General features: G+C 52.8%; 13 protein-coding genes. 3 read left to right on the forward strand and 10 right to left on the reverse strand.

What is annotated here, in order from left to right; genetic code table 11:
* Nucleotides 1-64: 64 nt before the first annotated feature.
* The 8 genes from EZM41_RS07860 to EZM41_RS07895 all read right to left on the reverse strand — a co-directional run bounded on the left by EZM41_RS07860 (nt 65) and on the right by EZM41_RS07895 (nt 7,397).
* On the reverse strand, nt 65-1,462 hold the full coding sequence (locus tag EZM41_RS07860) for an ATP-binding protein (RefSeq protein WP_198470565.1): 1,398 nt from the start codon (nt 1,460-1,462) through the stop codon (nt 65-67).
* The gene (locus EZM41_RS07865; protein ID WP_198470566.1) at nt 1,449-2,162 is read right to left on the reverse strand and encodes a response regulator; all 714 of its coding nucleotides are present in this window, start codon (nt 2,160-2,162) and stop codon (nt 1,449-1,451) included. The genes EZM41_RS07860 and EZM41_RS07865 overlap by 14 nt, the downstream gene beginning before the upstream one ends.
* 3 nt (nt 2,163-2,165) lie before the next feature.
* Nucleotides 2,166-2,858: a phosphate signaling complex protein PhoU gene (phoU, locus tag EZM41_RS07870; RefSeq protein WP_198470567.1), complete on the reverse strand. Its 693-nt coding sequence runs from the start codon at nt 2,856-2,858 to the stop codon at nt 2,166-2,168.
* A 20-nt stretch (nt 2,859-2,878) separates the two neighbouring features.
* Entirely contained in the window at nt 2,879-3,667 is a 789-nt protein-coding gene (gene pstB / locus EZM41_RS07875) for a phosphate ABC transporter ATP-binding protein PstB (RefSeq protein ID WP_198470568.1), read from the reverse strand.
* Nucleotides 3,668-3,689: 22 nt separating this feature from the next.
* Nucleotides 3,690-4,544: a phosphate ABC transporter permease PstA gene (gene pstA / locus EZM41_RS07880; RefSeq protein WP_198470569.1), complete on the reverse strand. Its 855-nt coding sequence runs from the start codon at nt 4,542-4,544 to the stop codon at nt 3,690-3,692.
* A complete protein-coding gene (gene pstC, locus EZM41_RS07885) occupies nt 4,541-5,425 on the reverse strand; it encodes a phosphate ABC transporter permease subunit PstC (RefSeq protein WP_232619188.1) in 885 nt (294 codons plus the stop codon). Before pstC ends, pstA begins: the two co-directional genes overlap by 4 nt.
* 97 nt (nt 5,426-5,522) lie before the next feature.
* The gene (locus tag EZM41_RS07890) at nt 5,523-6,338 is read right to left on the reverse strand and encodes a phosphate ABC transporter substrate-binding protein (RefSeq protein WP_198470570.1); all 816 of its coding nucleotides are present in this window, start codon (nt 6,336-6,338) and stop codon (nt 5,523-5,525) included.
* A 96-nt stretch (nt 6,339-6,434) separates the two neighbouring features.
* Complete coding sequence (locus tag EZM41_RS07895; protein ID WP_198470571.1) at nt 6,435-7,397, reverse strand: cation diffusion facilitator family transporter; 963 nt, start codon at nt 7,395-7,397, stop codon at nt 6,435-6,437.
* 191 nt (nt 7,398-7,588) lie between these two features.
* On the opposite strand from EZM41_RS07895, the gene EZM41_RS07900 reads away from it, so the two are divergent.
* Nucleotides 7,589-8,305, forward strand: coding sequence for a cytochrome c biogenesis CcdA family protein (locus tag EZM41_RS07900; protein WP_198470572.1), 717 nt, complete (start codon nt 7,589-7,591; stop codon nt 8,303-8,305).
* A gap of 31 nt (nt 8,306-8,336) precedes the next feature.
* Nucleotides 8,337-8,882 carry a TlpA family protein disulfide reductase gene (locus EZM41_RS07905; protein WP_198470573.1) on the forward strand — a complete coding sequence of 182 codons (546 nt, stop codon included), beginning with the start codon at nt 8,337-8,339 and terminating at the stop codon, nt 8,880-8,882.
* 1 nt (nt 8,883) lies between these two features.
* Here EZM41_RS07905 and EZM41_RS07910 read toward each other — a convergent pair whose 3' ends face one another.
* The gene (locus EZM41_RS07910; RefSeq protein WP_198470574.1) at nt 8,884-9,666 is read right to left on the reverse strand and encodes a carbon-nitrogen family hydrolase; all 783 of its coding nucleotides are present in this window, start codon (nt 9,664-9,666) and stop codon (nt 8,884-8,886) included.
* A 144-nt stretch (nt 9,667-9,810) separates the two neighbouring features.
* Here EZM41_RS07910 and EZM41_RS07915 point away from each other — a divergent pair, with 144 nt between their 5' ends.
* Nucleotides 9,811-11,805, forward strand: a complete 1,995-nt coding sequence (locus EZM41_RS07915) for a methyl-accepting chemotaxis protein (RefSeq protein WP_198470575.1) — start codon at nt 9,811-9,813, stop codon at nt 11,803-11,805.
* A 44-nt stretch (nt 11,806-11,849) separates the two neighbouring features.
* Here the strand turns inward: EZM41_RS07915 and EZM41_RS07920 are convergent, their stop codons facing one another.
* Nucleotides 11,850-12,659: an MBL fold metallo-hydrolase gene (locus tag EZM41_RS07920; RefSeq protein WP_198470576.1), complete on the reverse strand. Its 810-nt coding sequence runs from the start codon at nt 12,657-12,659 to the stop codon at nt 11,850-11,852.
* Between the last annotated feature and the right edge of the window lie 84 nt (nt 12,660-12,743).

Consider the following 12,743-nt stretch of genomic DNA (forward strand, 5'->3'; position numbering starts at 1 on the left):
CAGTGTAAGAGGTGTGGTGATTATTATAGCATAAGCTGTGGATCGGCCTTGGCGAGGTCTGTAGTTATGTTGCAATCTCAGCATTGCGCTGTGATTTCGGTAGGCGTATTACGAACGCAGCTCCTTCTTTCGTCGGCTCAAGGAAGATATCGCCATTGTGGGCTTCTATGATTCTCTTTGCTATGGAAAGCCCCAGGCCGTATCCCCCTTTGCCGAAGCGAGATCGAGAGGCCTCCCCCCTCTGAAAGCGCTCGAAGATTTTATCGGCTACCTCTGGAGGGATTCCGACGCCGTTGTCCCGGACGCGAAGGGCCCAGTTGTTTCCTTCGTCAGAAAGCGCAATCGAAACCCTCCCGCCGCTCGAATTGCCGAAGCGCTGATGGACGTATTTGACCGCGTTGTCCAACAGGTTCCCTATGGCCCGCCTCAACTCCTCATAATGCCCTTTTAGCGGTGCCGAGGGGGGCAGAGAGCATTCGATCTTTATGCGGGAAGCCAGCGGATGTGAGGCATACTCCTTTGCGAGGAATGCTACGGTGTAAGCGAGGTCTATTTCACTCGTCTCCTCCAACGGTGGGCGAGACTCCAACCGTGACAGGAGAAGGAGGTCATCTACGAGGGCACTTATGCGCTCTTGCTGCTCTACGATGCGCCTCAGAATTTTTTCCTTTTGTGGCTCTTCTATGTCCGGGTTTTCTATCAGCAACTCCGCCGCTGCCCTGATGGCTGTGAGGGGTGTCTGCAGTTCATGGCTCGCGTCGGCCACGAAATTGCGCCGCGCCTCTTCAAGTTGATATTGTTCTGTGAGGTCTTCCAGCGTGACGAGGATGCCTTGACGAAGTGGCCTGGCCTGGGCCCTCAAGTAGCGCTCCGGCTCGGTTAGTGCCTTAAAAATGATGGGCTCGGGTGTTGTGCCAGAATGGACTACATCGGCCAATTCCAGCAGTTCGGAACGGTTCAACAGGCCAGTTATCGGCTTATTGGCCCATTCGCGGGGCAAGTTCAAAAACTTTTCAAGAGCGCTGTTCGCATAGCGCAGGCGACCGTGCTCGTCTGTGACCATCACGCCTATGGGTAGCGTCTCCAATATAGAAGCTAAGTCATCACGTTCCATCTGAAGGGTGGATAAGGCACTTTGCAATCGTTCAAGCCATCCCTTCATCTTTGCCGAGAGCCTTCTTATCTCGAGACTTCCGACGAGGGGAATAGATGTGGCTTCCCCGCGCTCCACGCTCTCTGCGGCCTCGGTCAGCTCCGTCAATGGATGCACTATATTGCGGACCACCCACAACTCTAAAAATAAAGTTATCGCCGCCGTGATCGTTATCGCCAGAAAAACTTGCGCTCTCCACCCAAATGAACTTCCGTGCAGGATGCCCTCTATGAGCAGCCAGCTCAATGCGAGGGCGCACACGGTAGCCGCAGCGACTAAGAGGGAAAGTTTTCCCTTAAGCGTTTTCACGCTCTTTCCTCTCGAAACGGAGTCTATATCCCCTGCCGCGGACGGTCTGGATGAAACGCTCCACATCGCCGTCGTCAGCCAATTTGTGGCGCAGCCTCCAGATGTGCACGTCCACAGTCCTGGAGTCGCCGAGCGTCGTACCCCATACTTTCGCCAACAGCTCGTCCCTGGAGAGGGTTCTTCCCTCATTGCGGGCCAAAACCTCAAGCAGCTTGTATTCCGTAGGGGACAGATCCAAGGCATTACCGTTGAGCGTGGCCTCTTGCGCTTCCATGTCAATCTTAAGTGGGCCTATATCCAAAACGGCGCCGAGGACACCCCGTCGACGGGATCTGCGCAATAAAGCCTTGATCCGAGCTGAGAGTTCGGATAGAGAAAAGGGCTTACTTACGTAGTCATCGGCCCCCAGTTCGAGCCCTTCAATTACATCGCGCTCGTCTCGCCTGGCTGTGAGCATGAGGATTAGGATATCCCTGGTGTTCCTTTCTGCTTTAAGTCTGCGGCATATCTCCCAACCGTCGAGCTTGGGCAACATAAGATCCAAGATCAAGAGATCGGGGAGCGTCTCGAAAGCCAAATCCAAGCCTTGATCGCCGTCATAGGCTATGAGAACTTGATATCCTTGTCGCTTCAAGGATTCTGCGATCAGCTCGGCTATGGCCTCCTCGTCTTCGATGATAAGAATGCGCTCTCCGGGCACACGCTATCCCTCCACAGGTTTTCTTCGCAGCTCAGAAGCGCGCACCCTTCTCCCCGTGGCGATCAGTATGATCCGCTCTGCGATGTTGGTGACATGGTCCCCGGCGCGCTCAAGTGTCCTCGCCACAAAGAGGAGATCGGTGGCTTGTTCTATGTTCTTCGGGTTTTCCATCATGAGTATCAATAGCTCGCGGAAGATTTGTTTCTCGAGCGCATCGATCTCGTTATCTTTGTTGCATACCTCTTCGGCCAATGCGGCATCGCGATTCATAAAGGCCAAAAGCGCCTTGTCGACCATCTCCCTGATCGTGGCCTCCATCCGGGGTATGTCGATCAACGGTTTTATCAATTTTTCCTTCGATAACCTCAAGGCAAATTTGGCTATATTCGTGCCGTAGTCTCCTATGCGCTCGAGGTCGATGGACATGTGGATGATCGAGGACACTATCCGCAGATCCACCCCCAGCGGTTGAAAGCGGGCCATGAACTTGAGGCAGTCTTCATCTATGGAATCGGCCAGTTCGTCCAAGGTGTTATCTCCATTTATTACCTCCACGGCCAAGTTGTCGTCTTTCTGCCGAAGTGCCCAGACCGCCTTCGAAAGTGCATCCTCGGCGAGTTTGCCGAGCTTAAGGAGCTTCTGCTCGATCTTCTCTAACTCCATATCCATGTGTTCTCTCGGGTTCACCGGTGTCATCTCTCGGTTCCTCCTCTCTTTTATCCAAAACGTCCAGTTACATAATCTTCTGTGCGCTTATCCGCCGGAGCTGTGAAAATGACCTCTGTGGGACCTACCTCTACGAGTTCTCCCATCAAGAGAAATGCTGTGATGTCAGAGATGCGGGCAGCCTGTTGCATATTGTGGGTTACTATGACGATAGTATAATGTTCTTTGAGTCTACGCACCAAATCCTCGATGCGAGCTGTGGCGAGAGGGTCGAGCGCGCTGGTAGGCTCGTCCATGAGGAGAACCTCCGGCCTTACGGCTATGGCTCGCGCTATGCAGAGCCGCTGTTGCTGTCCTCCCGAAAGGGCTACTGCGGACAATGTGAGTTTGTCGCTCACTTCATCCCACAATACTGCCTCTTTCAAGCTCCTTTCGACGATTTCGTCCAACTTCCTTCTGTCGGTTATGCCGTGTATTCTGGGACCATAGGCTACGTTGTCGTATATCGACAGCGGAAACGGGTTGGGCCGCTGGAACACCATGCCGACTCTCCGGCGAAGGCTTATCACGTCCGTGTTCGGCGCATAGATGTCTTCCCCGTCCATAAAGATCTTTCCTTCTGTTTTCACGCCCCGTATAAAGTCGTTCATTCGGTTCAGACAGCGCAGAAGGCTGCTCTTGCCACATCCCGAAGGGCCTATGAGAGCTGTAACGGCGTTACTCGGGATGGAAAATGACATCTTTTTGAGGGCCTCGAAGTCTCCGTAATATAGTGAGAGGTCTTGGATATCGAATTTGCTCTCCTTTAGCGAAACGCCGTTGACGTTTGTCTTTATCATATTTCTATCCATCCTCAATCCTTTAGCGCAATGCGCGCATTCTGATGCGGGCTCGCCATATGACACCCACTAACGTTACCCCCAAGACCAGCATCAACAGCACCAAAACGGTGCCATATTGGATGCTTCTGGTCTCGCTGATACGAGTTCCAGCCGTGGCCAAGATGTAAACGTGATACGGAAGGGCCATCACTTCCATAAACAGGCTTGTGGCGTATCGCGGCGCATAAAAAGCGGCACCAGTAAATATGATGGGGGCAGTCTCCCCTGCCACTCTGCCGACGCTCAGTATAACTCCGGTGAGGATCGATGGGAAGGCTGCAGGGAACACTACCCTGCGTATGGTTTGCCACCGTGTGGCTCCAAGCGCGAAAGAGGCATCCCTGTAATCTTGAGGAACAGCCCTTAGGGCTGCCTCCGAGGCCCCCACAATAAGAGGAAGGGCGAGGCATCCCAGCGTCAGCCCGGCCGAGAGCAGACACGGGCCGAACTTTAAAGATATAACGAAGAGCGAAAGGCCGAAGAGGCCATATACGACCGAAGGCACGCCTGCAAGGCACCTCACCGCTAATCTCAACGCTTGGGTGAAAGCCGTCTCTCTGGCATACTCGACCAAATATATGGCAGTGGCCACACCTATGGGAAAGGCAAACGCCATTGATACTGCCACGAGCTGCAGCGTCCCGACGATTGGGGTTGCGATCCCGCCCTTCGTCATGGAGTCTCTGGGTGGCTGGGTGAGGAACTCCCAGCTCAATGCTTTCCAGCCTCGTTCCGTCAGAAATGCTATGATGCCCAAGAGGATTAGGATCGCCATGGCCATAAACGTCCACAGCAGCACGGTAGCAGCCCTGTCCTTGAACAGCCTCCATCTCATGCATTCCACCTCCAGCGCCGCTCCACCCAGAGGGCTGTGAGGTTTATCGCGAGCGTCATGATTAAAAGCAACAACCCTGCGAAGAAAAGGGCGTGATAATGTGGAGATCCTACAGGCGCTTCGCCCATCTCTGCAGCTATGGCCGATGTAAGAGGGCGCACGGGATCGAAGATGGAGCGTGGAATTACGGCAGCACCGCCGGCGGCCATCAATACGACCATCGTCTCTCCCACGGCGCGCATGATCCCCAAGAGACATGCTTCTACTATGCCCGGGAGGGCCGCCGGGAAGAGGACATGGATTATCGTCTCAAGCCTGGTAGACCCCAAGGCGTACGCGGCATCTCTCAAGTCTTGCGGCACCGCCCTGAAGCTGTCTTCAGCTATCGAAGCCACTATGGGCACGATCATGATGCCCATCAAGACGGAGGCGTTGAACATGTTCAGGCCGGATAGGATATTTAAGTTCATCTGAAGCCACGGGGCCAAAAGCACCATTCCGACAAATCCCAACACGACAGATGGGAGGAAGCCTAATACCTCAAGTGTAGGTTTAAAGAACTCTCGCAAAGTCCTGGGGCACACTTCCGAGAGGAAGATCGCCAATCCCAAGCTAAGGGGTATGGCCAAAACCGAGGCAAGCAACGTGACGGCGATGGAGCCGATTATTAAGGGCAGCATGCCGAAGTCGGGAGGGTTATATGTGGGATACCAATAAATCCCGAACAGCAGGTCTTTCAGAGAGGTGATCTTCAGTATGGGGATGCTCTCTCTAACTAAAAAGACGAGGATGAAGATCAGGATGAGCAGCCCCACTGCCGCCACAATCGTTATAGCGGCTTGTGGCACCCTATCCCCCCTCATCGCTCCTTCTGTCGGCATGTTCGTCTTCACCACCTGGGGTCAAATTTATCGGGCCTGCCGGACGAGCAGGCCCGACTTAGTTCAATTTTACACGAACCGAGGTTTTAATAAAGGGCTATCGGATTGGGACGAACCCCTCGTTGGCCACAATCTTCTGTCCCTCATCGCTCATTACGAAGTTGATGAACTTGAGCGCGGCGCCAGTAGGCCAGCCGCCGGTGAACATGAAGAGATAACGAGATACGGGGTATTCGCCGCTGCGGGCGGTCTCGATCGAGCCCGTTATGCCGTTCACCGTTATAGCTTTCAACTCGTTGTTCAAGTAACCGATGCCGATGTAACCTATGGCGGCAGGATTGCTGGCCACAGTCTGGACCATGGCGCCGTTGGATGCGACTATCAAGGCCTGAGGCGCCACGCGATCGCCCTTCAGGACCTTTTCCTCCCAGACTTCGTAGGTACCGGAGCTGGTGTCGCGGCTCACTACAGCTATAGGCCTGTCTTGCCCGCCCAGCTCTTTCCAGTTCTTGATCTTGCCCGCGTAAATGTCATGGAGCTGTTCGATGGTCAGGTCCGCGATCGTATTAGACGGGTGCACGACGGGTATTATGGCGTCTATGGCTACGCCGAATGGAACGGGGTATCTACCTTTCTCCACAGCCATCTTCACCTCTTCCTGTTTAATGAAGCGGGAAGAATTGGCTATGTTAGCGGTACCGTCAATCAGGGCCTTGATGCCGTTGCCGCTGCCGCCGCCAGAGACGGATACCGTGATGTCGGGATTAGCCTTCATGAACTGCTCGGCTGCCGCCTGGGCGATGGGAAGGACCGTGGTGGAACCGTTGATCACCAACTGCTCCGCCGCGATAGCGCTGCCCGCCAAAAGGGCTCCTAAGGCCAAAACTGCTGTCGCTAAAGCAAATCTCCTCATGGAAACATTCCTCCTTGCGAGTTTTTTAAACCTTGCCTTCGTGCCCAGTATATGGGAGGTATGTAACGAATTCTTTACCGGCGAGTAACAACTTCGTTACACTTGCGGGTTTTGCCCTTCGCCGCTTACCCCATCTGATCCGACGGCTTTGGAGCCTTCCAAAGAAGGCTCTATGTGTATGGTGATGTGCGTATCTCTCCCGAATTTGTTCCTCAGCTTTTCCTCCAGATCTTCCGATATATCATGCGCTTCAACGATGGAAAAATCGCGAGAGACGACCACATGCACATCCACAGCATAATCTTTGCCGATCTTTCTCGTGCGCAGTTTATGATAGTTTACAACTTCAGGCACTTGAGCTATGACCCTTTCTATCTCTTCCTCCGTCTCGCGGGGGAGGGATCCCTCCATCAGCTCATGGAGGCTCAGGATCAATATGGATATGGCGACCTTGGCTATAAAGAAACTCACCGCTACGGCTGCTATGGGATCTAAAATCCTCCACCTTTCGCCCAAAAACATTGCGCCTCCGATGCCGGCGAACGTACATAGCGAGATGAGCGCATCGGATCTGTGATCCCAGGCTTTGGCGACCAGCGTATCGCTCGAAAGCTCTTTTGCTCTCCTTATCGTGTAACGGTATAGAGATTCCTTTGAGAGGAGTGTTGCGATGGCCGCCCCCAAGGCTATCGGGCCGGGTCTCGGCAAGTCTCTGCCGTGCATGGCGGAGGCGATCCTGCTGCCTCCTGACCAGAGGATGAGTATTGCCACGATCAACACAAAGGCTCCGACCACGAGCGAAGCCAACGTCTCGACTTTGCCATGTCCGTAGTCGTGGTTGTAGTCTATGGGCCTCTTGGATATATGGAAGCTCACCATGGCTATTATGTCGGTAAAGACGTCCGATAGGGAGTTGGCCGCGTCTGCGATCATAGCAGAACTGTTCCCCAAAATACCCGCTGTATATTTGAAAGCAGCCAGAGCGATGTTCGCCCAAAGCCCTACGCGAGAGGCCGCTATTGCCTTATTTGCCCTTTCTGTTGCAGTTAACCCTTTCATAGTCTTTTTTCCTCAATCCTCAAGCGAGGAACACGTTTTGAGCCAAGTTGAAGGTTAGCACTGAAGCGGTTTTTTGCCAAGCTTAAGGATGCCTCGATCCGTCTATCCCCCTTGACATATACCCATCATGGTATTTACACTTTACGGCACGGGGCAATGAGGCCTTTATTTCATATGGGAGGAGAAGCGTGATGGCGCCAGAAGCTTCCGTTTCTTTTGTAGTGGCCTTCTTTGCGGGATTGGCCTCCTTTATTTCCCCCTGCATCTTGCCCTTGGTGCCCGCGTTTTTATCTTACCTCGCGGGAAGCGCTGCGACTTTTGACGACCGAGGAAGGGCGAATGTGCGCGCCAAGGCCATCATTAGCGCCCTCGTCTTCGTTTTGGGGTTTACCCTCGTTTTTGTGGCCTTCGGTCTGTCGGCCAGCGCTATCGGGAGGTTTCTGATCCGGCATCAATTGATCGTGCAAAAGTTGAGTGGGGCGGCCATCGTCTTTTTTGGCCTCAATATGACCGGCGTTTTAAGGATAGGCGCGCTGGGGAAAGAAAGGCGCCTTGCCTTTGGGTGGAATAGAAGAGGGTGGATCGGTTCGCTGCTTTTGGGCATGGCCTTTTCGGCAGGGTGGACGCCGTGCGTAGGGCCGATCTTGGCCTCGATCCTTATCATGGCAGGAAGCAGCGCGAGCATGCGCTACGGTGCATTGCTGCTTGCCGTATATTCCTTGGGGTTGGCCCTGCCTTTTTTGGCGGCAGCTGCCTCTTTGGGGTGGCTTGAAAACTTATTAAAGCGGCATTCTGAGGAGCTCGCCTTGATGACGAAGGTAGGCGGATGGGTGCTCGTGGCGATAGGGGTCCTTATGGCGACGGGCACTTTGTCACGCTTAAGCGGCATGGCAGGCGCGCTGCTTTGACTTTGGCTTCACGATGAGGAGGTTCAACAACATGAGAGGCAAGACTACGATAGCGGCGATCACAGCGCTTTTTGTGGTGGCCGTGCTGTGGTTCGTTCTAAGGCCTTCAAGCGATGTTAAAACGATCCAAGAAGGAAGAAGCGCCGTGGAAACAGGCGTAGAAGTGGGTAAGGTCGCTCCTGATTTCACGGCGAGCGGGCTTGATGGCACCCTCATCAATCTTTCTGATATGCGCGGTAAGCCCGTGCTTTTGAATTTTTGGGCTACCTGGTGCCCGCCGTGCAGGGAAGAGATGCCCGTCATTCAGCGCTATTTCGAAGAGGCCGGGTCCGTTGTGCACATATTGGCCGTGAACTTGACGACTAACGAGAGCTCCCCGAAGGAAGTCGAAGAGTTTCTGCGCCGTGAGGGGTATAGCTTCCCTGTGGCTTTGGATGTTGACGGAAGCGCGGCAAAACTATATATGATACGCTTCATACCTACGTCTTTCTTCATCGACGAAGATGGGATCATCCGCCAGATCCACATCGGCCCACTCTCTCGAGAGATGGTCGAAAAGGTCTTTGGGGAGATGTAACTCAATATGCCTCCGGCAAGCGATCCTCGAAGACGGGGAGGAACCTTCGCACCTCGTCGACTTTGGCTATGTCAATTTCCGCTGTCCCGAAGGCTTCTTCTTCCCCCGCCTCATACAAGATCGACCCCCACGGGTCTATGATCATGGAGTGTCCTCCGAAGGTCGTGCCTGCAGAACTGCCGCACCTGTTGCAGGCGACTACGTACATTTGGTTTTCTATGGCCCTAGCTAAAAGTAAGATCCTCCAATGCTCTATGCGCTCTTTGGGCCACTCGGAAGAGACGAACAAAATCTTTGCCCCCTCTAAGGCGAGCCTTCGCGCCAATTCCGGGAAGCGGATATCGTAACAGATAACACAGGCGGCCTTTATGTTATCGAGATCGAAAAGGCATCTCTTTTTGCCGCGGATGAAGTATTTGTCTTCTTCCATGAGCCTTATCAGGTGGATCTTGTCGTATATCGCCACAAGTTCACCTTTCGGGTTTATTACCTGTGCCCTGTTGGCGAAGCCGCCAGTAGTTTTAGCCAGGACAGATCCGCCGACGAACCACATGCCGTATCTTTTTGCCAGCTCTCCCAAAAAGTGTGCGCTTTCTATCCCCTCTGGCGAGGCCAGTTCATCTGCCCTCTCTAAGGCGTATCCGGTGCTCCAAAGCTCGGGCAACACGAGGGCTTGCGGCAATACCCCCTTTGCGCTTTCTCCTTCGAGCATTTGGGCTACTTTTTTGAAGTTTTCCGCCGGTTTGCCAAGCTTTACATCGAGTTGAACTATGCCTACCTTCATATTGCAACCCCCTTGTTATTTATAAAGCTGTGCCATCGTCTTGAACATTTTAAAACTGTTTAATATATAATACACGTTGTTGCCTGAAATGACAATTGTTCTATTGGGGGGGTGCAGATGTTAAGCAGTTTAAGGGGAAGGCTGATGGCAGCGTTTCTTATAATTGGTATTGCAGCTGTCGGCGTTGTTGGCTACATCGCTATTGCTCACTCACAGAGGAGCTTGGTCGAAATAGCCCAAAGAGAAGGAGAAGCTTTGGTAGTGGGTTTATCAGGCGAAATTGACCAATACATTAAGAGTCGGCTTGCCTTTTTGGAGTTGCAAACTGAGATAGACGACATTAAATCCATGGACTGGGCCAGACAACAACCACTATTGGCTCGAGCTTTGAAGCGCTTTGGGGGCTTTGAACAGCTTGTGGTTGCAGATGTTGCAGGTAATACCATTTCCACACAGGGCTTTAGAAGTTCTATCGCTAATAGAGATTACTTTCGTGAAATGCTTAGCGAGCCGAGGACGCTTGTGAGCGAGCCCGTGGTGTCAAAAGAGACGGGCAACGTCGTTGTTGTAATGGCATGCCCTATTTTTCGCGACGGAGCGCTCGTAGGCGTGCTTGTAGGTCCTTTGGATTTGAAAGAACTGTCCAACATCATATTGAGCACAAAATGGGGCAAGAGCGGGTATGCTTATGCCGTGGACAAAAACGGAGTTGTACTTATTCACCCCGATCAAAGTCTTGTGGGCAACCTTAATGCATCTATAAAAGGCGAAGAGGTGTCAGAAGAACTCGCAGCGGGAACGAGGCAGGCGCTCGGAGGAAAACGCGGAGTTATGCGTTATACTTTTAAAGGAGTGGATAAATTTACAGCCTATGCGCCCATACAATCTGTCGGGTGGGCCGTTTCCATTACGTCTCCTACAGTGGAGTTTTTGGCGCCGATAAGCGCGTTGCGAAAAAATCTATTCATCACTATTGCTGTCGTCGCTGTGGCTATTGTTGCAGTTGCTTTGTGGATAGCAAGCGGAATTTCTCGTCCTGTGGCTGTAATAGCGGATAAGATGCAACAATTAGCAAGTGGAGATCTTTCTTCTAAACTTGAAGTAAAATCATCGCTTGCCGAGATAAAGGTTCTATCGCGAGCGGTAAATGACATGATACATGGAGTATCGGGTTTAATTGCTTCTGTTTCAGAAGAGGCGAAAAGCGTGACGACGGACGCTGAAGACATCAGTGCGAGTGCACAAGAGAATACCGCTTCTGTTGAGGAAATATCTGCATCCATGTCCAAGATAAACGAACGCGTGCAAGAGGTAGCGGGTGCTGTAGAAGAGACCACTGCTAGCATACAGGAGATAGCCTCTTCGGCACAGAATGGCGCTCAAGCTGCGGCCGAGGCAGGGGAGCAAGCGGAGGAAATTTCAAGACTTGCAGAAAACGGGTCGGAAGCGGTAAGTGAAATTGCCCGTAGAGCAGAGCTGGTCGATCGAGCGCGCCGAATGTCTGACGATGCCATGCGCAATTTGGTTGCCTCCGTGGAAAACATTTTGAAGTTCGTCAGCCTCATATCGGGTATCGCTGACCAAACTAATCTGCTTGCTTTAAATGCGGCAATCGAAGCCGCAAGGGCAGGCGAACACGGTCGCGGGTTTGCCGTCGTCGCCGAGGAAGTGAGGAAGCTGGCAGAAGAGACCTCTAAGGCGGCAAAAGAGGTAAGTCAAGTGGTGGCCCAAGTTAAACAGAGGACTGACGAGGCCCTTAATGACCAAGCGGAAGCCGCCAAAAACATAGAAGAAATGGCAAAACAGACTAAAGGTGCCCAAAGGGCTATCGTTGAAGTTGTGGGAAAAATTAAGGCCGTAGCGGATAAGGTACAGAGCTTAGCCGCAATCATGGAAGAACAATCAGCAAGCTCTCAAGAAATGGCGTCAGCAGTTGAGCACATTTCCAAAACCATTCAAGAAATAGCCGGCGACGTTGACAGTGTTACTAAATCCATAAACGAACAATCTAAAGCTATAGAGTCGCTCGCTAAGATCTCAGAAGACCTCCTTAAGTCAGGCGAAAACATGCGCAAAAGCGTGCAACACTTCAAGTTGGCACAAGAAGGAGGCGGTAACTTAGCTTTAGCGACAATTTAACTTGATAGCCGGGGCACACTATGACTTTATCAAACTTTATGTTTCTAAAGCTCAAGCGCTGCCCCGGATCCTGCCCAGTCCACGTCGAAAGCGGAGGCGAGCATCGCAGCGGCACGAAATCCCGTGCAGTGACAGGGCCTGAAAATGGCGATGGAGAACCTGTCGGCCAACGCGGCTACGGAGCGCTCGAGGAACTCCTTCGACTGCTTTTCCATGTGCATGCCCCCTATGACGGCATAAAAGTTTTTGGTGTCGAAGCGACGCGATGCGGCCCCGAGGATGTTGACCGCCCCGGCATGAGCGCAGCCCAAAATCACGCTGTAACCGAATCGTCCTTTCACTACCAAAGATAGGTCATCCTTTAATGGGTCTGAAATTAAATCTGTGCCCTCTGGCACGACAAGGTCCGGGTCTTTAGGCGCAAAATCTGGATTCCTCTCCTCGTCTGGGACGGAGATGGCCCAAATGCCTTCGATGATTTCGACACTTCCTTCGACGGGCTTGAAGTCGAAAGAGGCTTTGGCGAGGTGAGCGCCGCAGTAGCGAAGCCTTCCGCCTCTTTTGGTGTGGTGGGGCGCTTCAAAAGCCGGGTGCGCCCAAAGCGGGAGCCTGCCCGCCTCCTGGAGGACCTTGGGTATGCCCCAGGAGTGGTCGTAATGTCCGTGGCTTAAGACCAAGTGGTCCACCAGCCCCAAATCGAGCCCCAAGGCGTGCGTGTTGTGCGAAAGGCAGATTCCTTGCCCTGCGTCGAAGAGCACATTTCCCCTCGGCGTTTTGAGATATATGCTCAGGCCGTGCTCAGCCACCAGATCACTTCTGCCGTTGCAATCATCCACTACGATTGTGCAGTGCATTTCTTAAGCCCTCTCTTTCTTCTCATATGAGGCATTCGTGATCATTATATGTCATAATAAGCGAAACTAATTGTTTTGGGAGGG

It is taken from the genome of Acetomicrobium sp. S15 = DSM 107314 (assembly GCF_016125955.1).
Taxonomy (GTDB): domain Bacteria; phylum Synergistota; class Synergistia; order Synergistales; family Thermosynergistaceae; genus Thermosynergistes; species Thermosynergistes pyruvativorans.